The organism is Pseudomonas sp. 1 R 17 (assembly GCF_900067035.1).
Classification (GTDB): domain Bacteria; phylum Pseudomonadota; class Gammaproteobacteria; order Pseudomonadales; family Pseudomonadaceae; genus Aquipseudomonas; species Aquipseudomonas marginalis.
Genome location: NZ_FKLB01000057.1, coordinates 106,348 through 131,011, shown reverse-complemented (window position 1 = coordinate 131,011; position 24,664 = coordinate 106,348). Strand labels below are relative to the sequence as shown.

Annotated in this window: 23 protein-coding genes and 1 pseudogene; 10 read left to right on the top strand and 14 right to left on the bottom strand. The window is 63.5% G+C overall.

Annotated elements, in window-relative coordinates; translation table 11 throughout:
* The 11 genes and pseudogenes from BFP99_RS33720 to BFP99_RS20865 form a co-directional block, all read right to left on the bottom strand.
* Nucleotides 1-158, bottom strand: a pseudogene (locus BFP99_RS33720) (succinate-semialdehyde dehydrogenase (NADP(+))); the annotation flags it as partial.
* 117 nt (nucleotides 159-275) lie between these two features.
* A complete protein-coding gene (gene argE / locus BFP99_RS20910; RefSeq protein WP_065948065.1) occupies nucleotides 276-1,433 on the bottom strand; it encodes an acetylornithine deacetylase in 1,158 nt (385 codons plus the stop codon).
* Complete coding sequence (locus BFP99_RS20905) at nucleotides 1,430-2,584, bottom strand: NAD(P)/FAD-dependent oxidoreductase (protein WP_065948064.1); 1,155 nt, start codon at nucleotides 2,582-2,584, stop codon at nucleotides 1,430-1,432. The genes argE and BFP99_RS20905 overlap by 4 nt, the downstream gene beginning before the upstream one ends.
* The gene (locus BFP99_RS20900; protein WP_065948063.1) at nucleotides 2,581-3,960 is read right to left on the bottom strand and encodes an FAD/NAD(P)-dependent oxidoreductase; all 1,380 of its coding nucleotides are present in this window, start codon (nucleotides 3,958-3,960) and stop codon (nucleotides 2,581-2,583) included. Before BFP99_RS20900 ends, BFP99_RS20905 begins: the two co-directional genes overlap by 4 nt.
* Nucleotides 3,942-4,250: a (2Fe-2S)-binding protein gene (locus tag BFP99_RS20895; protein ID WP_053138839.1), complete on the bottom strand. Its 309-nt coding sequence runs from the start codon at nucleotides 4,248-4,250 to the stop codon at nucleotides 3,942-3,944. Before BFP99_RS20895 ends, BFP99_RS20900 begins: the two co-directional genes overlap by 19 nt.
* Nucleotides 4,247-6,088 carry an ABC transporter ATP-binding protein gene (locus tag BFP99_RS20890; RefSeq protein WP_065948062.1) on the bottom strand — a complete coding sequence of 614 codons (1,842 nt, stop codon included), beginning with the start codon at nucleotides 6,086-6,088 and terminating at the stop codon, nucleotides 4,247-4,249. The genes BFP99_RS20895 and BFP99_RS20890 overlap by 4 nt, the downstream gene beginning before the upstream one ends.
* Nucleotide 6,089: 1 nt before the next feature.
* The gene (locus BFP99_RS20885) at nucleotides 6,090-6,965 is read right to left on the bottom strand and encodes an ABC transporter permease (protein WP_027607459.1); all 876 of its coding nucleotides are present in this window, start codon (nucleotides 6,963-6,965) and stop codon (nucleotides 6,090-6,092) included.
* On the bottom strand, nucleotides 6,962-7,918 hold the full coding sequence (locus BFP99_RS20880) for an ABC transporter permease (protein WP_053138848.1): 957 nt from the start codon (nucleotides 7,916-7,918) through the stop codon (nucleotides 6,962-6,964). The genes BFP99_RS20885 and BFP99_RS20880 overlap by 4 nt, the downstream gene beginning before the upstream one ends.
* Nucleotides 7,919-7,931: 13 nt before the next feature.
* Entirely contained in the window at nucleotides 7,932-9,569 is a 1,638-nt protein-coding gene (locus BFP99_RS20875; protein WP_065948061.1) for an ABC transporter substrate-binding protein, read from the bottom strand.
* 95 nt (nucleotides 9,570-9,664) lie between these two features.
* Entirely contained in the window at nucleotides 9,665-10,939 is a 1,275-nt protein-coding gene (locus BFP99_RS20870) for an NAD(P)/FAD-dependent oxidoreductase (RefSeq protein WP_065948060.1), read from the bottom strand.
* 23 nt (nucleotides 10,940-10,962) lie between these two features.
* Nucleotides 10,963-11,631 (bottom strand): haloacid dehalogenase type II, encoded by a 669-nt coding sequence (locus BFP99_RS20865; RefSeq protein ID WP_065924408.1) that lies wholly within the window; start codon nucleotides 11,629-11,631, stop codon nucleotides 10,963-10,965.
* 588 nt (nucleotides 11,632-12,219) lie between these two features.
* Here BFP99_RS20865 and BFP99_RS33330 point away from each other — a divergent pair.
* The 3 genes from BFP99_RS33330 to BFP99_RS20845 all read left to right on the top strand — a co-directional run bounded on the left by BFP99_RS33330 (nucleotide 12,220) and on the right by BFP99_RS20845 (nucleotide 14,701).
* Complete coding sequence (locus BFP99_RS33330; protein WP_065948058.1) at nucleotides 12,220-12,414, top strand: hypothetical protein; 195 nt, start codon at nucleotides 12,220-12,222, stop codon at nucleotides 12,412-12,414.
* 699 nt (nucleotides 12,415-13,113) lie between these two features.
* Entirely contained in the window at nucleotides 13,114-13,965 is an 852-nt protein-coding gene (locus BFP99_RS20850; protein ID WP_065948057.1) for a GNAT family N-acetyltransferase, read from the top strand.
* A gap of 22 nt (nucleotides 13,966-13,987) precedes the next feature.
* Nucleotides 13,988-14,701: a cupin domain-containing protein gene (locus tag BFP99_RS20845; protein ID WP_065948056.1), complete on the top strand. Its 714-nt coding sequence runs from the start codon at nucleotides 13,988-13,990 to the stop codon at nucleotides 14,699-14,701.
* A 1-nt stretch (nucleotide 14,702) separates the two neighbouring features.
* On the opposite strand, the gene BFP99_RS20840 is transcribed toward BFP99_RS20845, so the two are convergent.
* Complete coding sequence (locus BFP99_RS20840) at nucleotides 14,703-15,587, bottom strand: LysR family transcriptional regulator (RefSeq protein WP_065948055.1); 885 nt, start codon at nucleotides 15,585-15,587, stop codon at nucleotides 14,703-14,705.
* A gap of 95 nt (nucleotides 15,588-15,682) precedes the next feature.
* On the opposite strand from BFP99_RS20840, the gene BFP99_RS20835 reads away from it, so the two are divergent.
* From BFP99_RS20835 to BFP99_RS20820, 4 genes are all read left to right on the top strand, one after another.
* Nucleotides 15,683-16,819: a DSD1 family PLP-dependent enzyme gene (locus BFP99_RS20835; protein ID WP_065948054.1), complete on the top strand. Its 1,137-nt coding sequence runs from the start codon at nucleotides 15,683-15,685 to the stop codon at nucleotides 16,817-16,819.
* The gene (locus BFP99_RS20830) at nucleotides 16,809-17,216 is read left to right on the top strand and encodes a RidA family protein (protein WP_065948053.1); all 408 of its coding nucleotides are present in this window, start codon (nucleotides 16,809-16,811) and stop codon (nucleotides 17,214-17,216) included. The genes BFP99_RS20835 and BFP99_RS20830 overlap by 11 nt, the downstream gene beginning before the upstream one ends.
* A complete protein-coding gene (locus BFP99_RS20825) occupies nucleotides 17,213-18,385 on the top strand; it encodes an NAD(P)/FAD-dependent oxidoreductase (RefSeq protein ID WP_065948052.1) in 1,173 nt (390 codons plus the stop codon). The genes BFP99_RS20830 and BFP99_RS20825 overlap by 4 nt, the downstream gene beginning before the upstream one ends.
* 143 nt (nucleotides 18,386-18,528) lie before the next feature.
* Nucleotides 18,529-19,992: an aldehyde dehydrogenase family protein gene (locus BFP99_RS20820; protein ID WP_065948051.1), complete on the top strand. Its 1,464-nt coding sequence runs from the start codon at nucleotides 18,529-18,531 to the stop codon at nucleotides 19,990-19,992.
* 207 nt (nucleotides 19,993-20,199) lie between these two features.
* On the opposite strand, the gene BFP99_RS20815 is transcribed toward BFP99_RS20820, so the two are convergent.
* The gene (locus BFP99_RS20815) at nucleotides 20,200-20,688 is read right to left on the bottom strand and encodes an Hcp family type VI secretion system effector (RefSeq protein ID WP_065948050.1); all 489 of its coding nucleotides are present in this window, start codon (nucleotides 20,686-20,688) and stop codon (nucleotides 20,200-20,202) included.
* A 187-nt stretch (nucleotides 20,689-20,875) separates the two neighbouring features.
* Here BFP99_RS20815 and BFP99_RS20810 point away from each other — a divergent pair, with 187 nt between their 5' ends.
* Both BFP99_RS20810 and BFP99_RS20805 read left to right on the top strand, forming a co-directional pair.
* Nucleotides 20,876-21,790, top strand: coding sequence for an NAD synthetase (locus BFP99_RS20810; RefSeq protein WP_065948049.1), 915 nt, complete (start codon nucleotides 20,876-20,878; stop codon nucleotides 21,788-21,790).
* Nucleotides 21,787-22,272, top strand: a complete 486-nt coding sequence (locus BFP99_RS20805) for a hypothetical protein (protein WP_137213134.1) — start codon at nucleotides 21,787-21,789, stop codon at nucleotides 22,270-22,272. The genes BFP99_RS20810 and BFP99_RS20805 overlap by 4 nt, the downstream gene beginning before the upstream one ends.
* A 3-nt stretch (nucleotides 22,273-22,275) precedes the next feature.
* On the opposite strand, the gene BFP99_RS20800 is transcribed toward BFP99_RS20805, so the two are convergent.
* The gene (locus tag BFP99_RS20800; protein ID WP_065948048.1) at nucleotides 22,276-23,610 is read right to left on the bottom strand and encodes an LLM class flavin-dependent oxidoreductase; all 1,335 of its coding nucleotides are present in this window, start codon (nucleotides 23,608-23,610) and stop codon (nucleotides 22,276-22,278) included.
* A 315-nt stretch (nucleotides 23,611-23,925) separates the two neighbouring features.
* On the opposite strand from BFP99_RS20800, the gene BFP99_RS20795 reads away from it, so the two are divergent.
* Nucleotides 23,926-24,654 carry a class I SAM-dependent methyltransferase gene (locus BFP99_RS20795; RefSeq protein WP_065927318.1) on the top strand — a complete coding sequence of 243 codons (729 nt, stop codon included), beginning with the start codon at nucleotides 23,926-23,928 and terminating at the stop codon, nucleotides 24,652-24,654.
* Nucleotides 24,655-24,664: the final 10 nt, after the last annotated feature.

Here is a 24,664-nt window from a genome sequence, read left to right as displayed (position 1 = left end):
GTGTCCACCGCGTCCATGGCCGGCACCTGGGCAATCAAGTGGCCGGTGGCCGGGTCGCGGATGTCCAGGGTGGCGCCGCTGTCGGCAGCGATCCACTGGCCATCTACATAGGCGAGTTCAGCCAGCAGGCTGGGGTCTTGCAAGCGATTCTTGAGCATGGTCGAGTCCTGATCCGAGACACGCTCCAGTCTAGGGAGGCGCCGCAAACGAGGATGCCGAAAGCGCGGTTAAAGCAGCGTGCCGTGCTGAAATTGCGTTCAGGACGGCAGGCTCTGCTAGGCCGTCAGCGAACCGAGCAAGCCTTGCAAAAAGCGCTCGCCGGCGTCCATCTGGCTGATCTCGATAAACTCGTCGGGCTTGTGCGCCTGCTCGATGGAGCCCGGCCCGCACACCACCACCGGTACGTCCAGGCGCTGCTTGAACAGGCCGCCTTCGGTGCCGAACGAGACCTTGGAGGTGCCGGTGCCCGGCGCGGCGAATTGCTTGAGAAAGTGCACCGCCTCGACACTGGGGTGGGTGTCGAGGCCAGGATAGACGTTGATCGTTTCGATCTCGATGGCCGCCACGCTGGACAGCTTCTGCGCCTCACGCACGATCACCTCGGCGCGCTCGCGCATCTGCTCCAGGAACGCGTCCAGGTCGTCGGCCGGCAGGTTGCGCACTTCGAAGTCCAGGGTGCACAGGTTGGGCACGATATTCAGCGCCTTGCCGCCGATAATCTGGCCCACATGCACGGTGCTGTAGGGCACGTCATAGTCATTGTCCTGGGCACCATGGCGTTGCAACTGCTGCTGGCTGTCACGCAGGGCGGCGATAAAGTCGCAAGCCACGTGGATGGCGTTGACCGAGCGCGGCGCCAGGGATGAATGCGCCTCCTGGCCTCGGCAGTACGTGCGGTAGGACCCCTTGCCCTTGTGTCCGAGGACAAACTGCATGTTGGTCGGCTCGCCGATCACACACAGAAACGGCCGTACCGGCGCCAGGTGCAGCACGTCGAGCAAGCGCCGCACGCCGACGCAGCCGATCTCTTCGTCATGGGACAGGGCCAGTTGCAGCGGGCGGTTCAGGCTGTGGTCGGCGGCATCCAGCATGGCGTCGATGGCCAGGGCGATAAAGCCCTTCATGTCGCAGCTGCCACGCCCATAAATGCGCCCGTCCTGCACGGTGGCGGCAAAGGCGGGAAAGGTCCAGGCCTGCCCCGCCGCCGGCACCACGTCGGTGTGCCCGGACAGCAGCACACCGGGCTGTTCCCTGGGCCCGGTGCTGGCGAACAGGTTGGCTTTCTTGCCGCTGGGGTCCTTGACGATCAGCGAGTCGATGCCCTTGGTCAGCAGCAGGTCGCGCACATACTCGATCAAGGCCATGTTCGACTCCGATGACACGGTGTCGAAGGCCATCAGCTGTTTCAGAATCTCCAATACGCGGGGTTTCATGAGGCCTGGCTCCGTTGCTCGTCAGGTAGGGCGAACCGGGTGATGGAGAATGGCTCGATCGGGGTACTGGTGCTGCCAGTGGCGAGCAGCTCGGCCATCACATCGCCGACGCCCGGGCCAAGCTGGAAACCGTGGCCGCAAAACCCGAAGGCATAGAACAGCCCGTCAACCGTACCGCTGGGGCCCATCACCGGCAGCGAGTCCGGCAGGTAGCCTTCGATGCCGCTCCACACGCGGATGATGTTCAGGTTGCCGACGCCCGGCAGCAGGCGGCGCATCTGGCTGACCTGGTTGAGGATGCTGCGCGGTTCCACATAGGCGCGGCGGTTGAGCATGTCCGGCTTGCTGCGGTAGCCGCCGCCGATGACGATATTGCCCCGGGGAATCTGGCGGAAGTAGATCACCTCTTCGGGCACCTTGGTGTACACGCCGATCACGGTGGGCAAGGCATAAGGCACCGGCTCGGTCACGGCCATTTGCGGGCCGTGGGTGTCCAGCGGCACCGGTTCGCCGAACTGCGCCGAGAGCTTCTGGCCCCAGGCGCCGGCGGTGATCAACAGTTGCGCGGCGTGGAACTGGCGGCCGTCGGTGGTGGTGACCTGGAAGTCGGCGCCGACCTTCTGCACCTCGGCCACTTCGGTGCGTTCTTCGATCTGCGCGCCCAGGCGCCGGGCGGCACGGGCAAACGCCGGCGCGGCCAGGCGCGGGTTGGCATGGCCATCGTGGGGCGCGTAGGAGCCGCCCTTGACGTCCGGGCCGAGGAAGCCGAAGCGTTGATGCAGTTCGGCGCCACCATAAATCTTCAGGTCCAGTTGTTGCGCTTCCGGTGCGGCGGCGTAGGCCTCCAGCTCGGCAATTTCATCCTCGCGGTAACACACACGCATATGCCCGCTGGGGATGAATTCCAGGTCGTCGTCGATCAGTTCCGGCAGGCGCTTCCACAGCGCCCACGAGCGGTTGGCCAGAGCCAGTTGGCCGAGGAAACGCCCTTGCCGGCGCACATTGCCGAAGTTCACACCACTGGCGTACTGGCCGATCTGGTCGCGCTCCAGCAGGATCACCGACTGCCCGCGACGGCGCAGAAAAAACGCAGTCGCCGAGCCCATCAGACCCCCGCCGACAATCACCACATCGGCTTTTTGCACACTCATGACGAGACCTCCTCGGTGATCAGCATCGATAACGGTTTGACCGGCGCCTGGCCGCGCTGGCGCCCGACCGCCTGCACCGGCACGCCGGCAGCGGCGGCGATCACTTCGGCCCCGGCCTGGGAGCAATAACGCCCCTGGCAACGACCCATGCCCACGCGGCTGAACGCCTTGGCGCGATTGACTTCGCAGGCGCCCTTCTCTTTCACCGTGCGCCGCAGCTCGCCAGCGCTGATCATCTCGCAGCGGCACACGATGGCGCTGTCCGGCAACGCCTTGGCCTGTTCGCTCGGCCACGGGAACGCCTGGGCCAGGCCCAGGCGGAATTGATCCATCACCGCCAGGGCCTGCTGTTGCTCATCCCGCAGGCCGGTGTCCACCGGTTGTTGCAGGTCTTCCAGCAGCGCCAGCGCCACCAGGCGCCCGGCATGCTCGGCGGCATCGGCGCCGCGAATTTTCGCACCGTCACCGGCCGCGTACACGCCCTTCACCGAGGTGCGCCCGGCGTCATCCGTGGCCAGCCACCATTGGCTTGATGCCTCATCGAACGCCATGCGACAGCCGGCCAGGTCACCCAGCTGGGTTTCCGGGCGCAGGTGGTAACCCAGCGCAACGGCATCGGCCTGCACCGTGACGGTCTGCCCGTTGCCAGTGGTAAAGCGCACACCGCTTACACCATTGGCCGCGTCGCCCATCACTTGCAGCGGCTTGACCCCCAGGTGCACCGCCACCTTGGCGCGGTACAGTTGCGCCAATAGCTTGATCCCGGTGAACAGCACGCCAGGCCGCGCCAGCAGTTTGGGCAAGGCTTTCAGACGCAGGCTCAGAGGCGAGGTGTCGAGCACCGCCGCCACCTCGGCGCCGGCCTTCACGTACTGGCTGGCGACCAGGTACAGCAACGGCCCGCTGCCCATGAACACCACGCGATGACCGATGGACACGGCCTGGTTTTTCAAGGCGATCTGCGCCCCGCCCAGGCTGTAGGTGCCCGCCAGTTGCCAGCCCTCGATGGGCATCAGGCGGTCGGTGGCGCCGGTGCAGAGGATCAGTGCATCGTAATCCACCGTGGTGTGGCGGCCCTGGCTCACGCAGCACAGTTGCCCCGGCGTGAGGTTCCACACCAGGGTGTCGGGGCGGTAGTCGATGGCGTCGCGCAGGCGGTCGAAACTCTGGTGCAGCGCCTGGGCCTTGGCGGCCTCGCTGCCGTACAGGGTCGCGTAGTCGCGGGTGAAGCCTTCTGGCTGACGCCGATAGATCTGGCCACCGTCGCGGCGGTTTTCATCGATCAGGATCGGTTTGATCCCGGCCGCCAGCAGGGTTTCGGCGCAGCGCGCCCCGGCCGGTCCGGCGCCCACAATAACTACCCGTGCAGTGGCCATGTCGCCTCCGGTTGTGTGGTAACGATGTCCAGCCCGTCACGGACTTCATTGGAACACGCGCGCAGGCGTTCGCCGCTGCGGGTCCACACCCAGCAATCCTGGCACGCGCCCATCAGGCAGAAACCGGCGCGGCGGCCGCTGTCGAATTCCGACTGGCGCAGCGCGTTGCCCTGGGTCAGCAGCGCGACCATCAAGGTGTCGCCCTGCAGGGCTTGGACGGCGGCGCCATCCACGGTCAGGCTGACCGTCGGCCGGCCCTGTTCGGCCAGCCTCACAAAACGCCCGTTCATGCATAGGCTCCCACAGTGAGGGTGTTGACGTCCTGCTGGGTATCCAGCAAATGGGCGCTGTCGTGGTGGCAAAGGATTTCACCACCGTCGTCAAGGCGGCGGCGCGGCGGCGCGGTGCGGTTGCACAGGCCGTCGACGCGCACCGGGCAGCGATTGAGGAAGGTGCACAGTTCCGGCCCATTGGCCCGCTCGCCGAGCGCTGGCAGCGTGTCGCCTGCAGTACCGCAGGTTTCCAGCCAGCCCTGGCGCAACTCGGGCACCGAGTGAATCAACAGGTCGGTGTAGGGATGGAACGGCGGCTCGGCAAACGCCTGGCGACTGCCGGCCTGGACCTTGCGGCCGCTATACATCACCACAATGTCATCGCACAGCGCGCGCACGGTAGAAATGTCGTGGCTGATAAACAGGTACGACACCCCCAGTTGCTGGCGCAGGTCGCGCAGCAGTTCGAGGATCGCCGCCCCCACCACGGTGTCGAGGGCCGAGGTCACTTCGTCGCAGAGGATCAGGTCGGGCTTGGCCGCCAGCGCGCGGGCCAGGTTGACCCGCTGCTTTTGCCCGCCGGACAGCTCATTCGGGCGCCGTTCGGCGAGGTCCCGGGGCAGGCGCACCAGGTCGAGCAGTTCGCCGATGCGGGTTTGCAGCGCCGTGCCTTTGAGGCCGAAATACATTTTCAACGGTCGACCGATGATGGCCGCCACGCTGTGCATGGGGTTGAGCGCGGTGTCGGCGTTCTGGAACACCATCTGGATCCGCCGGAACTGTTCCGGGGTGCGCTCGGCGAGGCTGCCGCCCAAGGGTTGCCCGTCGAAGGCCAGGCCGCCGAGGGCCGGGGTCAGCAACCCCGCCACCACCCGGGCCAGGGTGGACTTGCCCGAGCCCGACTCGCCGATCACGCCGATGGCCTGGCCACGGCGCACGGTGAGGTCGATGTCTTCCAATACCCGAATCGACGGCATGCCGTGCAGGTTCTTGTTGCCGTAGCCGGCGGTGAGGCCGGTGATGGTCAGCAGCGGTACCTCCCCGGCGACGCCGCAGGGCGGGCGAATAGTGGTGTCGGGCCGTGCGGCGGCCAGCAGGCTGCGGGTGTAGGCGTGGGTCGGGGCATTGAGCAGCGGCGCCGTGGCGCTCTGTTCGAGGATCTGCCCGCCGTTGAGCACCACGATCTGGTCGGCCATTTGCGCCACCACTGCGAGGTCGTGGGACACGTACACCGCCGTGGCACCGCGCTCGCGCACCACGCGTTTGAAGGCGCGTAGCACGTCGATCTGGGTGGTCACGTCCAGGGCGGTGGTCGGCTCGTCGAGCACCACCAGCAGCGGGTCGCTGATCAGCGCCATCGCCGCCATCACCCGTTGCAGCTGCCCGCCGGAGACCTGGTGCGGGTAGCGTTGGCCGATGCGTTCCGGGCCCGGCAGCGCCAGGTCGCGGAACAGGCCGATAGCCTTGGCGTGCAGCTCGGCGCGCGTGCCCAGGCCGTGGATCAGTGCGCCTTCGATGACCTGGTCGATGAGTCTTTTCGCCGGGTTGAATGCGGCGGCGGCGCTTTGCGCGATATAGGACACACGGTTGCCGCGCAGGCCCTGCAATTGGTGTTCGCCCAGGGCGAGCATGTCGTGCTCGCCGACCTGCACCACGCCGCCGGACAAGCGACACCCGCGCCGTGCATACCCCAGCAAGGCCAGGGCGATGGTGGTCTTGCCCGAGCCGGACTCGCCGATCAATGCCAGCACTTCACCTTGTTTCAGGGCAAAGCTCACGCCCTTGACGATTTCCACCTCGCCGCGCTCGCCGCAGGCGACCACGCGCAGGTCTTCGACGCGAATCAATTCAGTCATTTCAATGGCCTCCCGTGCGTCGACTACGTCGCGACGACAGATAGTCGATCAGCAGATTCACGCCGATGGTCAGCGTGCCGATGGCCAGCGCCGGAAGGATGATGGCCAGCGCGCCCTGGTTAAGGCCGCCGATATTTTCCCGCACCAGCGAGCCGAGGTCGGCGTCCGGCGGTTGCACGCCCAGGCCAAGAAAACTCATGCCGCTGAGCAACAGCACGATGTAGCCGAAACGCAGGCCCAGGTCGGTCAATACCGGGTTGAGCATGTTCGGCAGGATCTCCACGCACGCCACGTAAAGCCGGCGCTCGCCACGGGTACGCGCGACCTGCACGTACTCCAGGGCTTCGATATTGACCGCCATGCTGCGGGCGACGCGGAAGGAGCCGGGGATATAACTGATCACGGCCGTACAGATCAGCAACGTCACCGATGAGCCAAAGGCCGAGACCATGATCAACGCAAGCATTTTGCTCGGGATCGAGATGAAGGCGTCCATGATGCGGCTGATGATTTCGTCCAGCCACTTGGGCGAGACCACCGACAACAGCGCACACCCGGTGCCGAAGGTGCTGGCCAGTAACGCTGCCACCAGCGCCAGCCCGACAGTAAAGCGCGCGCCCACCAGCACCCGGCTGAGCATGTCGCGGCCCAGGTAATCGGTGCCGAATGGATGCGCGAGGCTGAAGCCTTCGAAGATGTTATCGGACACCACCTCCCCCACCGGGTGAGGTGCCAGCCACGGGCCGAGCAGCGCCACCAGCAGCCAGGCGACGCATACCACGCCGCCCAACAGCCCCAGCCACGACGGGCCGCTGGACACCTTGGCGAGTGCCAGGGCGGAGGAGACAGGCTTGGATTTCGCAATGAGGTTGTTCATTGGTTTCTCAGCCTCGGATTGGACAGGATCGCGCACAGGTCGGCGAGCAGCACCAGGCCCAGGTAGGCCGCGCAGAACAACATGGTGCACGCCTGCACCAGCGCCATGTCGCGGTTGGTCACGGCATCGACCATCAAGCTGGCAATGCCGGGGTAGTTGAAAATGGTTTCGACAATCACCACCCCGCCCAACAGGTACGACAGGCTCAGGGCAATGGCGTTGGCAATCGGCCCGATCGCATTGGGCAAGGCATGGCGCAGCACGATGCGGATCGGGCTGACGCCTTTGAGGCGGGCCATTTCCACATAGGGGCTGTCGAGCTGGTCGATCACGGCGGCGCGGGTCATGCGCGCCATTTGCGCGACGATCACGCAGCACAGCGTCATCACCGGCAAGGCATAGGTGCGCAGAAATTGCAGCGGTGAGCTGATGTCGCTGGCATAGGAGAGGGCCGACAACCAACCGAGGTTGACCGCGAAAATCAGCACCGCCAGGGTCGCCACCAGGAATTCCGGCACCGCGACCATCGCCAGGGTGATGAAACTCAGGCAACTGTCGATGCGCCCGCCCCGGCCCATCGCCGAGCCGATGCCGAGCACCAGTGCCACCGGCACCGAGACCAGCGCCGTGGCGCCCGCCAGCATCAGGGTGTTGGGCACCCGGCCCGCCATCAGCTCACCGACCGGCATGGCGTTGGAGACCGATACGCCCATGTCGCCAGTGAGCAGGCTCATCAACCAGTGCAGGTACCGCAACACACCGGGCTGGTCCAACCCCAGTTTCAGGCGCAGGGCCGCCACCTGTTCAGGGGTCGCGAACTGGCCCAGGGATTGTTGCGCCGCGTCCCCCGGCAGTACCGCCGTGATCGCGAACACGACCATGGACACGATCAACAAGGTCAAGGCCCCGGCGCCGAAGCGCCGGCCGATCAACCACAGTGTATTGCTATTCATCCCACCACCCTCCTCAAGCGTCCAACCACACCTGCTCGGCAAACATGTAGCCCATGAAACCGCCCAGTGGGTTGCTGTCGTAGCCCTTGATGCGCTGGTCGACGCCGTCGATATTGCTGATGAACACCGGCACGCCGATGCCGCAGTGGTCGTGCACCAGGACCTGCATGTCGCCATACATCTTGGCGCGCTTGGCGTCGTCGGTTTCGCCACGGGCCAGCATCAGCAACTGGTCGAATTGCTCGTTCTGCCAGCCGGACTCGTTCCACGGCGCCTTGGACTGGAAGAACTGCGAGAACATCACGTCGGCATTCGGCCGCGGGTTGATGTTGCCGAAGCTCAGCGGGTGCTTCATCCAGTGGTTGGACCAGTAGCCGTCGCTCGGCAGGCGGTTCACGTCGAGCTTGAGCCCGGCCTGTTTGGCCGACTGCTGCAACAGCACGGCGATGTCCACCGAACCGGTGGCGGCAGGCGAGGCCATCACGGGCATGGTGATGCTTTCCATGCCGGCTTTCTTCAGCAGGAACCTGGCTTTTTCCGGATCGTAGACCGTCTGCGGCAAGTCGGTGTTGAAGTAGCGCGAACCCGGCGCAATCGGGTGGTCGTTGCCCACCACCGCAAAGCCACGGAATACGGCGGACTTGACCTGTTCACGGTCGAGCAGCAGCTTCATGGCCTGGGTGAATTCCGGGCTTTTGCCGGGCAGTTGGTCCTGGCGAATGATCAAGTCAGTGTAGTTGCCCGACGGCGCGTCGACCACGCGGTGCTTGGCGCTGGCCTTGATGCGCGTGGTGGAGCGCGGGTTGACCTCGTTGATCATGTGCACGTCGCCCGACAGCAGTGCATTGACCCGCGATGGCTCGTCGGCAATCGCGATGAACTCGATCTCGTCGAGGTACGGCAGGCCCGGTTTCCAGTAGTTCTTGTTGCGCACCGCAATCGAACGCACGCCGGGCTTGAACTCGCCCACGGTGAACGGTCCGGTGCCGATGCCTTTGCTGAAGTCGCTGGTGCCCTCGGGGACGATCAACAGGTGTGACACCGCGAGGATCGACGGCAACTCGGCGTTGGCCGCGCTGAGGCGGATCTGCACTTCGTTCGGCCCGCTGGCCTTGATCTCGGCGAACTGCTCCATCAGCGGCATGACCTTGGAACCGGTCAGCGGGTCTTTGTGGCGGTTCAGGGAGAACACCACGTCGGCGGCGGTCAGGGCCTTGCCGTTGTGGAAGGTCACGTCCTTGCGCAGGGTGATGGTCCAGACGGTGGCGTCGGTGTTGTCGATGCGCTCGGCCAGTTCCAGTTGCGGCACCAGGTGCTTATCGAAGCGGGTCAAACCGTTGTAGAACATGTAGTGGCGCACATAGTCGGTGGACAGCGCGCCCTTGGCCGGGTCGAGGGTATCGGCGGTGGAGCTGGACATGCCGGCCACGCGGATCTTGCCGCCTGGCTTGCCTTTGCCGGCCACGGCGGCCTCGTCGGCGAACAGCTTGCCGGCGGCGCCGAACAGGCTGCCGGCACCGGCGGCGGCGACACCGGCCACGCCCAGCATTTGCAGGGCGTTGCGGCGCGACATGCCACGGTTGAGACGTTCGAACACCCGCAGGCTGTCCTGGCCGGAGATGAGTTCGGGGGTGTTTTTGTTGTCAGTCATAGCAAGGCTACCTGTCGATAATCGGAAGAATCGAGTGCTCACGGATGTCCGGAGCGTCCTGGAAACACAAACGACGGTGACGCAACAACGGCAACTCAGTGCAAATAGTCCTGGAAGCGGTAGTAAGCCCCCACGAACGGCAGGAACCACGGCTTGCCGAAATGCCCGGGAATCGCCGGCCATTCCAGTTCGCGCCAGGGGTTGGCGGCGGTATTGCCGGCCATGACATCGGCCATCACCTGGCCCATATGCACCGACATCTGCACGCCATGACCGCTGTAGCCCATGGAGTGGAACACGCCGCCATGCTGGCCGGCGCGGGGCAGGCGGTCGGACGTCATGTCCACCAGGCCGCCCCAGCAGTAGTCGATCTTCACGTGCGCCAACTGCGGGAACATGTTCAGCATCGCCGCTTGCAGTACCTTGCCGCTCTTGGCGTCGGAGACACTGTCGGACATGGCAAACCGCGCACGTCCGCCAAACAGCAGGCGGTTGTCCGGGGTCAGGCGAAAGTAGTTGCCGATCATGCGGCTGGTCACATAGGCGCGATGTTGCGGCAGCAACTGGTCGATCAGCGTCTGGGGCAAGACTTCGGTGGCGATGACAAAACTGCCCACCGGCACAATCCTGCGGCGGTACCAACCCAGGTCGCCATGCTGGCAGGCACCGGTTGCCAGCAGGACTTGCCCGGCGTGCAGTGAACCCTTGGCGGTGTTGACCTGGTAGCCGCCGGCCTGGGCCTTCCAATCCTTGACGGGGGTGTGCTCGTAGATCATCGCACCACGCCGCGCCGCCGCTTCGGCCAAGCCGACGCCGAAGCGGCCGACATGCATCTGCACGCCGTTGCGTTGCAGCAGGCCGCCATGAAACTGCGCCGAATTGACTTCAGCACGGGTCTGCTCGGCGCTGAGCAACTCGACATCGGCATCCACCTCCTGGCGGATCAGCTCGCAGGTGCGGGCCAGGCCTTCGTAGTGCATCGGCTTGGCCGCCAGCTTGAGCTTGCCGTTGCGCACCAGGTCGCAGGCGATCCCTTCCTGCTCGACCAGTGACACCACCGTCTGCACGGCACTTTCATAGGCCTGGTAATAGGCGCGTGCCTTGGCGGCACCGAGGCTGGCGTGCAGCCCGGCGTAATCCTGGGCCACCCCGGTGTTGCACTGCCCACCGTTGCGCCCCGAGGCCTCGCCGATCACCCGCCCGGCGTCGAGCACCACCACACTGGCGCCCTTGAGCGCCAACGCCCGCGCCGCCGCCAGGCCGGTGAACCCACCGCCGACCACAGCCACATCGACCTGCTTGGGCAAGCCGCCCAGCCGGGCACCGGTAAACGCCGGTGCGGTGTCGAGCCAATAGGATTCACTGCCCATGTCTTGCCCTCAGAGGTGTGCGGTTACAGACCGACCAGCGCCGGCAGCCCACCGATATCGGTGATCTGCTGGTAACCGTAGAACGCGTTGCCCGGCACTTCGTGGCCACGGGCAACGAAGGCTTTGTTTTTGATCTTCATGTCATGGGCCGGCATCAGGTCGTAACGGAAGCTGGACGACACATGCAAGATGTCTTCCGGGCCGCAGCCGAGGTTGTCGAGCATGAATTCAAACGCGGCCAGGCGCGGCTTGTAGGCCTGGGCCTGCTCGGCGGTGAACACCTTGTGGAACGGCGCGCCGAGCTTGTCGACGTTGGACATGATCTGGCTGTCGCTGGCATTGGAGAAGATCACCAGGGGAATCTTGTCGGCAATTTTCGACAGCCCGGCCGGCACGTCTGCATGGGGGCCCCAGGTCGGCACGGCGTCGTAATACAGCTGGCCTTCCTCGCGATAGTCGATACCCCAGCGTTTGCAGGTACGGGCCAGGGCGGTCTTGAGGATTTCATCGTAGGGGCGCCAGTCGCCCATGACCTGGTCGAGGCGGTAGGCCGAGAAATCCTTGACGAACTGGTCCATCTGCTCGGGCTTGATGCGATCGGCAAACAGCTCGCGGGTCATGGTGCCCATATGGAAGTTGGTCAGCGTACCGTAGCAGTCGAACGTAATGAATTTGGGACGAAGAAAGCTCATTGAGTGCGGTCCTGGAGTTCGTTGAGTGTGACAAGCGTTCGCTGCCCTGGCGGCGCGTCGGCCTCGTTGCAGCACAGGTTCATTACACCACTGTGAAATCAGCATATGCCGTCTAAAACGACCTGCGCTCAATACAAACCACCGTTTTGGTGGCCGGGCTCAGCAGACTTTGCGGTGCGCGCCAGGCTTGGGCAGGGCCAGTGTTTGTGCGCTTTTAGGGGGCTTTTGGGGGTGCAGAGGCTTAAGCACGGGGGTGGGGGCGGCAGAAAGTGTGGCGGGTTGAACGGTGGGAGGGAGCTTGGTTCCGTGGCGGCCTTCGGGCCGACCATGTCGTTGGCTTTGAGCGCGTACATATCCGTTGCCGCGGTCACGGCCGCTATGGGTTCCGCCCTTACGGCGGGTCACTTTGGAAAAGCCCCAAAGTAACCAAAGGGCTCTTGCCCCACCACTCGGTACCTCGCCTAGGCTCGGTATGCCCGAACGCAGGCTTGAATCCGTGGGCCGCCGTCATGGGCCATCCTTGGCCCAGGACGGCTAACCCGGCGTCCTGCCGGGTTACCCACGGATTCAAGCCTGCGTTCGGCCAGCGTGGTTAACGGGGCGACTGAGATCAAGATCAAAAGCCAGAGCCAGAGCCAGAGCCAGAGCCAGAGCCAGAGCCAGAGCCAGAGCCAGAGCCAGAGCCAGAGCCAGAGCCAGAGCCAGAGCCAGAGCCAGATCAAAAGATTGCTGACTTCGTCAGCGGTTAAGGAAGTAGAAGCCACACCGCGCACGCTTCAATGATCAGGTCGGCTTTAAGGCCGCCTCGCTTTGGCTTTTGATCTCAAATCGCCCCGTCAAACACGCTGGCCGAACGCAGGCTTTGGAGCGTGGGTAACCCGGCAGGACGCCGGGTTAGCCGCGCTGGGCCATGGATGGCCCATCGCGGCGGCCCACGCTCCAAAGCCGGAGTGAGGGCACACCGAGCCTAGGCGAGGTGCCGAGTGTTGGGGCGAAGACCTTTTGGTTACTTTTGGGTCTTTCCAAAAGTGACCCGCTGTAAGAGCGGAACCATAGGTGGCCGTGACCGCAGCAACGGATATGTACTCCACCCCAAAAAAAGCGGTCGGCCCAAAGGCCGCCACGGAACCAAGCGCCCTCGCCACAGACCGCTGAAAAAAATTGTGCAGATACTTATGCCCCCGATGGCAGCAGCTCAGCTACAGATGCATCCACTGACACTGCCTCATCGGGGGCAAGTCGAACCGTCGCACCGCCCCTCCCACATTTTTAACCGTGTACCCCCGCCCTACTCCAGTTGGCTCCAACGCCAACCCCATGGCATTTGCTGCTGCCCCCCAACCCCAATTAAGTAGTAACTGTGGTCTCGCCCCACACTCCACGAGGAATCTACCGAATATTCCCGCCCCCCTTGCCAGCCCTCAACCCAGGTGGGATACAAGCACCCTGACGCCACAATTAACAACGCTCCGGAGGCTCGCCATGTCCGCCCTGCCACACCCCACTTATCTCTACCGCCCAATGACCGCAGCCGACCTCCCGGCCGCCCACGATTTGTCGGTGCAACTCAAATGGCCTCACCGCCTGGAAGACTGGGCAATGTTGCAACGGGTCAGCGACGGCTTCGTGGTCATGGATGGCGAGCGGCTGATCGGCAGCGCGTTCACCTGCCCCCAGGGCGACTACGCCACCATCGGCCTGGTGATCGTCAGCAATGACTACCAGGGCCAGGGCATCGGCCGGCGCTTGATGGAGAAGGCCATTGCCGCCTGCGATACGCGCACGCCGGTCCTCAACGCCACCCTCGCCGGCGCGCCGTTGTATGCCAGCCAGGGGTTCGTCGAGTTCGGGCGAGTGCAGCAACACCAGGGCCAGGCGTTGGTGCCCGCCCTGCCGACGCTTGCCGACGGCGAAACCTGCCGGGCGCTTAACGCCGATGACCACGCCAGCCTGCTCGCGCTGGCCAAGGCCGCCAGTGGTATGGACCGCCGTGAAGTGCTGCGTGACCTGCAGGTGGAGCACGCCGTGGGTATCGAACGCGACGGCCGCCTACGCGGCTTCGCCCTGCTGCGGCCGTTTGGGCGTGGGCGTTGCATCGGCCCGGTGGTGGCGGAAAATATCGAGCAGGCCAAGTACCTGATCGCCACCTTGCTGGCCCAGGTGCCGGACACCTTTGTGCGCATCGACATTCCCGTCGCCTGTGGCCTCAGCGACTGGCTCGAACAGGCCGGCCTGAAGAACATCGACACCGTCGCGCAAATGGCCCTGGGTACGCCGCCCCAGGCCAGCCAAGGCGTACACCCCTTTGCCCTGATCACCCAGGCGATCGGCTGACTTTTCTCCCGGAGCACTCCCCATGTCATCTCCCCGTATCCTGCTGTTGGCACGCGCCGACGGCAGCCGCGTTGCCACGTCTTTCAACAAGGCCGCCTTGAGCGCGCTGGACCCGTTCGGCGACAGCCGCCAACTTGCCTGGATGGGCGACGATGGCGTGTCCGCAGGCTTGGTGTCCTTCAGCGGCGAAGCGGTGATCGAAGATTTCCCTCACAGCGAAACGCTGGTGGTACATGCAGGCCATGTCGTGCTCAGTGCCGCGAAACAGACCTTGGAATTGGACGTCGGCGCCAGCGCCGTAATCGGCTTCGGCACACGCCTCACGGTGCAGGCCAGTGCAGGCAGCGAATGGGCGTTCTGCGCGGTCGACCAGGCCGATGCCCCGGTGTGCCCCGGCCTGACCCTGCTCGACCCGCACACCCTGCTCAACCCCTCCGCCGCGCCGGAACCCCAGATACTGATCGGCCCCACCCCGCAGTGCCGCGCATTCAACCTGTTCGACGATGCCGTGACCGAGCTGCGCGTCGGCATCTGGGACTCGACGCCCTACGCCCGCCACGGCCGCCCGCACAAACTGCACGAACTGATGCACCTGCTCGAAGGCCGCGTCACCCTGCAGGGCAACGAAGGTGGCGAAGTCACGGTGAATACCGGCGATACCGTGTTCGTGGCCAAAGGCGCGCCCTGCGCCTGGACCAGTACGGTGTACGTGCGCAAGGTCTACGCGGTGAAGTGACTCAGGCCTTCAACGCCTCTTCCAGAAACGTCACCAACGCCTGTACGCGCGGGCTGCGCAGTTTGCGCGACGGCACCAGCAGCAGCACCGGTGCGCTGTCAAAGCTCCAGTCCGCCAACACACGTACCAGGCTGCCGCTGGCCACGGCGTCACTCACGTCCCACTGCGAACGCAGCACCAGCCCCAAGCCTTGCTCGGCCCAACGCCGGGCAACGCTGCCATCGTTGCTCAACAACGCAGGTTCCACGCGCAGGGTCTTGCGGCTCTGGCCTTTGCGCAGGTGCCACAGGGTCACGTCCTCATCATTTTCGCGAATGCAGATGCAGCGATGGGACGCCAGCTCATCCGGCGCAGACGGCACGCCGTGGGCGTGCAGGTAGGCCGGGCTGGCGCACAACCAGCGCTCGTTTGGTGTCAGTGGCCGCGCGGTCCACAGGCTGTCATTCAGATGGCCGATGTGAACCACCGCATCACTGTCATGGCGATCGGGCCAGGGCGTCTCGCGCAAATCCAGCTGCAAACACAGCTGCGGGTGCAGTTTGGCAAACCGCGCCAACAGCGGTGCGATGCGCTGGCGGCCATAGCCAAACGGCGCCGCCACCCTCAAGGTGCCCACCAGGGTTTCATCCTGATGCCGGAACGACTCCGGCAGCGCCTCAAGCTGCTCCAGCAACAGCGCGCTCTCCCGCGAAAACCGCTCGCCATCCGCCGTCAGGCTGAGGCGCCGCGCATCGCGATTGGCCAGGCTCAGCCCGAGCAGCGTCTCCAACTTGCGCAGGCGCATGGACAACGCCGGCGGCGACACATTCAGGGTGCGGGCGGCGGCGCTCAGCGACTCCGAGCGGGCCAGGGTCACGGCAAGGCGAAGGTCTTCGATGGAAATCATTCAATTTTACTTAATGATTGATGAGCGCTGATTGAACCACACGTTAACAACAGCTGAGTAGAGTGCAGCCTGTCCCCCGCCACACGAGTTCCGCCATGTCCACGCCGATTGCTTCCCTCGACACGCCCGCCGCGCTCGTCGACATCCCGCAGATGCAGCGCAATATCCAGCGTATGCAACAACGCATGAGCAGCCTGGGCGTGCGTTTGCGCCCGCATATCAAAACCAGCAAGTGCCTGCCGGTGATCCACGCCCAGATCGCCGCCGGGGCCAGCGGTGTGACGGTGTCCACCCTCAAGGAAGCCGAGCATTGTTTCGCCGTCGGTATCCGCGATGTGTTCTACGCCGTGGCGATGGCCCCGGGCAAACTGCCCCAAGCCCTGGCCCTGCGGCGCAAAGGCTGTAACCTCAGCCTGCTCACCGACAGCGTCCCGGGCGCCGAGGCCATCGTCGCTTTCGCACAGCAGCATGACGCACGCTTCGACGTGTGGATCGAAATCGATTGCGACGGCCATCGCTCCGGCCTGGCCGCGCAGGACCCTGTACTGATCGACGTCGCCCGCATCCTCAGCGAGGGCGGCCTGCACCTGCGTGGCGTGATGACCCACGCCGGCTCGAGTTACGAGCTGGACAGCCTTGAACCCCTGCAAGCGCTGGCCGAACAGGAACGCGCACTTTGCGTACGCGCCGCAGACATCCTCCGCGCAGCCGGGCTGGCGTGCCCCGAGGTCAGCATCGGCTCCACCCCCACGGCCCTCTCGGCGCTGAACCTGGACGGCGTCACCGAAGTACGCGCAGGTGTGTATGTGTTCTTCGACCTGGTCATGCGCAACATCGGCGTGTGCCAGGCCGATGAGTTGGCGTTGAGCGTACTGACCACCGTGATCGGCCATCAGCCGGACAAAGGCTGGATTATCACCGACGCCGGTTGGATGGCCATGAGCCGCGACCGTGGCACCCAGCGCCAGCGCCAGGACTTCGGTTACGGCCAAGTGTGCAGCGAAGCGGGCGACTGGATCGACGGCGCGCGGGTCACCGCTGCCAACCAGGAACACGGCATCGTCACCCTGGGCGCTGCCCACAGTGACGCGCTTGTCACGCGCTTCCCCATCGGCAGTCGGCTGCGCATCCTGCCCAACCATGCCTGTGCCACCGGCGCGCAGTTCCCGGATTATCACGCCGTGGAGGCCGATGGCAGCGTGCACACCTGGAGTCGCCTGCATGGCTGGTAATCGCATCCACTCGATTCATAGCACCCACGCGGCACCGCCGGGCGGGCACTATTCCCAGGCAGTGGCACACGGCGGCGTGCTGTATGTATCGGGGCAACTGCCGGTACGCGCCAATGGCGAGCACAGCGCCGGGCAACCGTTCGCAGTGCAAGCCTCGATTGCCTTGGATAACCTGGTGGCGATCCTCGGTGAAGCGGGCCTGAGCCCCGGCGACCTGCTCAAAGTGACGGTGTACGTGGTCGGCATAGAACACTGGCCCGCCTTTGATCAAATTTACGCGCGCTACCTGGGTGAACATAAACCGGCCCGCGCCGTGGTGCCCGTGCCGGTGTTGCACCATGGCTACCTGATCGAAATCGACGCAGTGGCCCGTACCGCACAGGAGCAGCCTGCATGAACCCGCAAAAAAGCGCTGTGCTGATCATCGGCGGCGGCATCATGGGCGCCTCGTCGGCATTTTTTCTGCGCCGCCACGGCTGCTCGGTCACGCTGCTGGAACGCGACCAGATCGGTCAGTACGCCAGCGGTGTGAACTTCGGCAATGTGCGCCGCCAGGGCCGCTACCTGGGGCAACTGGAACTGGCCAACCGTTCGTGGGCGCTGTGGAAACGCCTGCCGGAGTTGATCGACGACGACCTGGAATTCATCCCCAGCGGCCACATGCGCGTGTGCTATCGCGAAGATGAAATCGCTGAACTGGAGGCCTACGCCGCCGCGCCGGAAGCCGCGCAACTGGACCTGAAAATCTATCGCGGCGCCGAGTTGCACCAGCGTTTCGGTTTCCTCGGCCCCGAGGTGAAAGGCGGCTCCTACGCGCCCCACGACGGCCACGCCAATCCTCGCCTGGCGGCACCGGCATTTGCCCGCGCCGCACAGCGCCTCGGGGCGCGAATCGAGGAAAAAACCGAAGTCGCCGACGTGGAAAAGGTCAACGGCCTGTTCCACGTCACCACCACCGACGGTCAGTTGTTTGTTGCCGAGCAACTGTTGATTACCGCCGGCGCCTGGGCCGCGCGCCTGTCCGAGCGCTTCGGCGAGCCGGTGCCGCTGGAGCCCAACGGCCCGCAGATGTCGGTGACGGAACCGGTGCCCTACGCCTTGCCCACCGTGATCGGCGTGTTCACCAAGATCAAGGAAGAGGTGATCTACTTCCGCCAGATCCCGCGCGGCAACATCATCATCGGTGGCGGTGCCCGCTGCACGCCGGACATGCTCAACCGCCGCGCGTTTTTCAAGCCCGAGAGCCTGCTCAACCAGATGCGCCAGATGAAACGGCTGTTACCGGGCGCCGAGAAGCTGAACATCATCCGAGTGTGGAGCGGCATCGAAAGCTACACACCCGACTCCCTGCCGGTGATGGGCCCCAGCGGCAGCGTGGACGGGCTGTTTTATGCCTTCGGCTTCTGCGGCCACGGCTTCCAGCTCGGCCCGGGCGTGGGGGATGTGATGGCCGAACTGATCAGCACCGGCAGCACCAGCACCTTGATCAGCCCGTTCGATATCCGGCGCTTTACCCAACCTTCGACGGTGCCGGCAAACGCCCCCACCACAGGAAAACTCATATGAGCCTCACCCGCCTGCCGGATTCAGCAGATTATCCCTTGCAGCGTTGAATAACGGCATCTTTGCGCGGGAGCCTTTTGCTAGCTTATCCGGACACCGGGCCGTGCTGTTTGCAGCGCCTATTACCGCTCCAGGGAGCCAGTTGGATGACCACTCAATCTTCAAACAGCTACAGCGTTGATGCGCAAACGGCTCACCAGTTTTACATCAACGGTCGTTGGACGTTCCCGGCGATCCCGGCGACGCTGCCGGTGGTCAACCCGGCCAATGAAGCCGTGGTTGCCGAGGTGGCACGCGGGTCTGCCGAGGATGTCGACCGGGCCGTTGCGGCGGCACGCGGGGCGTTCGCCGGTTGGTCTGCGACCCCGGCTGCTGCGAGAGCCCAGGTGCTGGGGAAAATCCACGAACTGATCCTTGAGCGCAAAGAGCAACTGGCACAGGCGCTGTCCCTGGAAATGGGCGCGGCCATCGGTTTTGCGCGGGCGATGCAAGTGCCGCTGGCGGCCGAACACGTGCGGGTCGCCCGTGACCTGCTGTCCAGCTATCGCTTCCAGACCGTGGAAGGCGGCACCGCCATCGAGCGCGAGCCCATCGGCGTGTGCGGGCTTATCACGCCGTGGAACTGGCCGCTGTATCAAATCACCGCAAAAGTCGCCCCGGCCATCGCCGCCGGCTGCACCGTGGTGTTGAAACCCAGCGAACTGTCGCCATTGAGCGCCCTGCTGTTTGCGCAACTGGTGCATGACGCCGGCCTGCCGCCTGGGGTGTTCAACCTGGTGAACGGCAGCGGTGCCGAAGTCGGCGCGGCCATGGCGGCCCACGTGGACATCGACATGATCTCCATCACCGGCTCCAACCGCGCAGGCGCGTTGGTTGCCCAAGCGGCCGCGCCGACAGTCAAGCGGGTCACCCAGGAACTGGGGGGCAAGTCGCCGAATGTGCTGCTGCCCGACGCCGACTTCGCCAAGGCTGTGCCGCTGGGGGTGATGTCGGCGTTTCGCAACGTCGGCCAGTCGTGCAGCGCGCCGACCCGCATGATCGTGCCGAGAAACCGCCTGGCCGAAGTCGAAGCCCTGGCGGCGGCTACCGCAAATGCATTGATCGTGGGCGACCCGCAATCGGAAGAAACGCAGTTGGGCCCGATTGCCAACGAAGCCCAGTTCCATCGCGTCCAGGCCATGATCCAGGCCGGCCTCGACGAGGGCGCCAAACTGCTGTGCGGCGGGCCGGGACGGGCGGCGGGTTTTGACAAGGGCTTCTATACGCGGCCGACGGTTTTCTCCGACGTGGACAACGCCATGCGCATTGCCCAAGAGGAAATATTCGGCCCGGTGCTGTGCATCATTGCCTATGAGACGGTGGATGAAGCCGTCGCCATCGCCAACGACACGGTCTACGGGCTGGGTGCTCACGTTCAGGGGCAGGACCTAGATGTTGCGCGGGCGGTGGCTTCGCGTATACGGGCGGGCCAGGTGCACCTGAACCATCCGGCGTGGAATCCGATGGCGCCATTTGGGGGCTACAAGCGCTCAGGGAATGGCCGGGAGTATGGTGTGCAGGGGTTCGAGGAGTATCTGGAAACCAAGGCGATTATTGGATTTGGCGAGTGAGTGATAGGCCTTTATCAAGATCAAAATAACTTATTGATTTTAAAGGGTTAAATTTTCACTCTAAAATCTTGAGTCTTGCATAAACAATTTCAGGCGACCGCATTCTTGTGGTGAGCGGGCTTGTCGAATCGTCGCACCGCCCGCTCACCACAGAGAGATGTGTCAGGGTTTGAAAGGCTGTGTGGATACCTATGCCCTCTCAGCGCATCACACCTTGACGTTCTGCCGGATATTCCAGCCAAACTTCACCGGCCCGCCGTCCTTGGCGCCATCGGCCTTCTGCGGCTGATAGCTGACGTCGACGGTGGCGAAGTTCAAGGCGATGCTGTCGTACAACACATCATCGGCCGTTTCAGCGCGGGTGCTGTAGGACACCACCATGACCTCCTTCAAGGTGATCACCAGATATTCCACCGGGCTGGCTCCGCCAGCCTTGCGCACCACCAGTTTGGCTTCGGGGTAATGCTTGCCGGTGGCGCAGGCCATCATCAGGTTGGGGCTGGATTTATCCAGGGGTTTGGTCAGGTTCAGGTTGGCAAAGTCGGCCTTGCCCGAGCCGCCTCCCGTGCCGGAATGCATCGAGCCCGTTTGCGATAAACCCCAGCCCCAGTTGGTAATGTCGATCTCGTCACGATGGGCCTGGTCCCGCGATTCACCCTTGATATCGCCCAGTTTCAAAAACATATCGACTGCCATGTTGGCTCCTTGTCCTGTTGTGCGTCGGGAGTGACGTGGGGCGCACTGTTCCCGAATCGAAACGGTGCTCACAAGATGGCAAAGCGGGATCGGGAAGTGCCTGCCTTGAAATGGCGAAACGTCCGACATTAATTTGCGCCACTACGTCTTTACCCTCTCGACTCCCCAAAAACCCAGGAGTTAAGGAATGACGACCGCCTTGTTCAAGGATGGATTCCCCTCGGCCCACCGCACCACCCGCCAACGCATTGAAAGCAGCATCGACCTGCATCGACTGTTCTTCGCCATCGACAGCGACCCGGTGCTGATTGGCGCGGGCGTGGTGTATATCGATGAGGACTTCAACGTGGTCACGCTGCGTGAGTTCCAGGCGATTTGCAGTGTGCGGCCGATCAAAGTGGTGCTGCGGGAAGCGCCGAGGTATGTGGGGCCGGTGGAGTTCAAGCGGATGTTGGAGCATGAGCCTCGGGAGTCGGAATGGGTAGCGGAGGCTTTGAGGACGACGGTGACGTGTACCGGGGCGCTGTTGAGTTGGCATGTTATTTACAGCGGAATCGCCTTGATGCCTTTTACGGGTGGCGCAAGTGTTGTTGTCTCATTCATTGGCACCGCAGCAGCAGTAGCGGGGTTGTTCCAGTGCGCCGCCGGAGTCTATCGAACGGTAAACGAAGTTTGGGATCCGCAGATGAATGACTACCTGGACAGTAATGCTTGGTACGAAGGGATGATGGCAGCTCTGGATGCGGTGTCTTTACTTGGTGTCGCCTCTTCTGCCGTAACGACAGTGAAAGTAATCAACCTGTCCAAGCGCGCAACAGGTAAACCACTAAGAGAAGTATTGCGTGGGCTGAGTCGACAGGAACGGGCAAAATTAACGAATGAGCTCCTGAGAATCCAAGACCCGCGCCTGACACCCAAGCTCCTCAAGCTCAAGCAAGCCGCACGTAACGCGCCAAAACGCATTCCAGCAACAAAGATAAAACCAATCATCGCGACCCATCGAAATGATGCCATTGCAGCAGCACTGGGCCTCGCCAGCAGCGGTATGTCCGGAAACACCAAGACGTTGGCCATCGGTATCTACGAAGAGTTCAGCGAATGAAAAACCGCCAGGAGCCCCTTTACCTTATAGATCCTCGCTCTCTTTGGGCGCGTCACAGACTGGCGTTGTTTGGCGGTCTTATAGCCTTGTGCCTTTCGATTGCCACCACCGGCACCCTGATGAATCTCACCTACTTCGCCCACGCATCCGATGAACTGACCAGTAATGCGTTCTTCATCGCAGGCGGGATTGCGTGTGCGGTATTCGGCGTCGCGCAGAGCTTGGTCCTTCACGGTTATCCACGATGGGTGTGGCTTCAGGTGGGTGTGTTCCTCATCTACTTACTGCTCGTAGTGCCGACAATCCTTTACAGCCCCGATCACCTCCTATTTACCCTTGCCTTACTAAGCCCGTTGATCGGGCTTCTATGCCTGAACAGCAAACGCCAACGACAAATGCGCCGAGAGATGTTGGAAATCAGGCATAAACGCAACGGCGTTATCGCCACCCTGAAACAACAGGGCCGCTGGAAATGGTGGTGAGCCTCAGGCCGCCTCGCTCCTTGCCGCCGTATGCCGATTCACCGGCACCGGCAAGCCCAGATGCCCACGCAACGTGCTGTGGCTGTACTCACTGCGAAACAATCCACGCTCACGCAACAACGGCAGCACCTCGTTCGTAAACCGCGCAAAGTCATCCGGCGCACCCACGTGGATATTGAACCCATCCACCGCACCTTCCACAAACCAGCGTTCGATCTCGTCGGCCACGGTCTTGGGCGAGCCGACAAAGCTGGAAAACGGCTTGGCAAAACGCAACGCCGCCTCGCGCAGGGTCAGGCGCTGGTCGCGGGCGACTTGCTTGATGTTTTCGGCATGCCCGCGATAGCCGTTGCTGCCCAGGTCGCCCAGGTCCGGGAAGGGCTCGTCCAGCGGGTACTGGCTGAAGTCGTGGTAGTTGAACGGTCGCCCCAACTGCACCAGGGCCTTGTTCAAATCCAGCTCGCCATTGCGTTCGCGGTCGATGGCCTGGGCCTGTTCGTCGGTGTCGGCAATGATCGGCGAAATGCCCGGCAGGATGGTCACGTGATCGGGGTTGCGTCCGGCGGCGGCGGTGCGTTGTTTGATGTCGCGGTAGTAGGCCTGGGCGTCCTCGAAATTGCCCACGCCGGCAAAAATGCCCTCGGCATAGTTGGCCGCCAGGCTGCGTCCGGATTCGGAAATACCCGCCTGGAAAATCACCGGCTGGCCTTGGGCTGAGCGTGCGATATTCAACGGCCCGGTCACCGAGAAGAACTCGCCATGGTGGTCCAGGCGATGCTGGCGTTGCGGGTCGAGGAACACGCCGCTGGCCTTGTCGCGCACGAAGGCGTCGTCTTCGTAGGAATCCCATAGCCCTTGCACCACCTCCAGGTGCTCGGCGGCGCGGCGATAGCGCTCGGTGTGGTCGATATGCTGCTCACGGCCGAAGTTGCCGGCCGCGCCTTCGAGGCCGGTGGTGACCACGTTCCAGCCGGCACGGCCGCCGCTGATCAGGTCCAGGGAGGCAAACTGCCGCGCCACATTGAAGGGTTCGGTATACGACGTGGTCAGGGTCGCCACCAGGCCGATCTTCGAGGTGGCGCCGGCCACGGCCGAGAGCAGGGTCAACGGCTCCAGGCGGTTGAGAAAATGCGGCGCCGAATCCGGGGTGATGTAGGGGCTGTCGACGATGAACACCAGGTCGAACTTTGCCGCTTCCGCCTGCTGCGCCTGGGCGCGATACCACTCTATATCCACGCTGGCGTCGCCGGGGATTTGCGGGTGCAGCCATTCGTTCTGCGCGGTGCCGACGCCGGTGAGGATGGCACCGAACCTGAGTTGCCGGGGTAAGTGGGACATCACGATATTCCTCCGTGGATGGCAGCGACGCTGACCTGTGGAGAAGGACCATAATGCCCGCCGGCAGGCTTGTGAAATGCTTTGTGGATCTATGCTAATCATTAAAAATAATGATCAAAACAATAGAAGATATTCCACAAACACATAATAAACCCAGCGCGCGCCTATCAGCAGGCTGACCCGATCGAGGCGCACCGCCCACCAAGCCGTTTGTTAAATCGAGGCGTTAGGCCTAATATCGCAAGTCATACCTTGCATAAAAATGCCAAGGCTTGCACATCCCCCAGCCCGCATATTCGAAGGAGTGGCATGCAGATGAAAGAATCCAAAGAAGTGTACGAACGCATCAGTGAACAGTTCGAGGATTTCACCGCCAGGGCCTCTCAGCGCAAGGTCGAGGTCGACACCTTCCGTAGCATGGTCGGCAATGTCGAGGGCCTGCGTATCCTGGACCTGGCCTGTGGGCATGGTTTCTTCAGTCGCCAGTTGAAGGACTGGGGGGCGGCCAAGGTGCATGGCGTGGATATTTCCGAAAACATGATTTACCAGGCGCGGCAAGCCAACGACGGTATCGCCTACGAAGTGCGGGATGTGGCGAAGATGGGCCGTATCGGCGCCTACGACATGGTGACGGCGGCCTGGCTGTTCAACTATGCCAGCAGTGTCGACGAACTGAGCAAGATGTTTCAGTCGGCCGCCGACAACCTGAAGCCCGGCGGCCAATTGGTGGCCTACACCGCCAACCCGTCGTTCGAACTGCAAAAAGGCAATTTCACTCGCTATGGGATTGAGGTGTTCGATGAAACCCCGGTCGCCGGCGGGTTTCGCTGCAACGCGCAGTTCATGTCATCGCCCCCCGCACCGTTTACCTACTATCGCTGGGAGCAAGGCGTGTACGAAGAAGCCGCACGGGTAGCCGGTTTCAACCAGCTCACCTGGGTCGCCCCGCTGATCAGTGAACACAGCCGCACCTCCATGGGTGCGGGGTACTGGCAACTGTTCGAGCGCAACAGCCTGCAGATCGGTTTGACCTGCCGCAAATAATCGCGCAGTG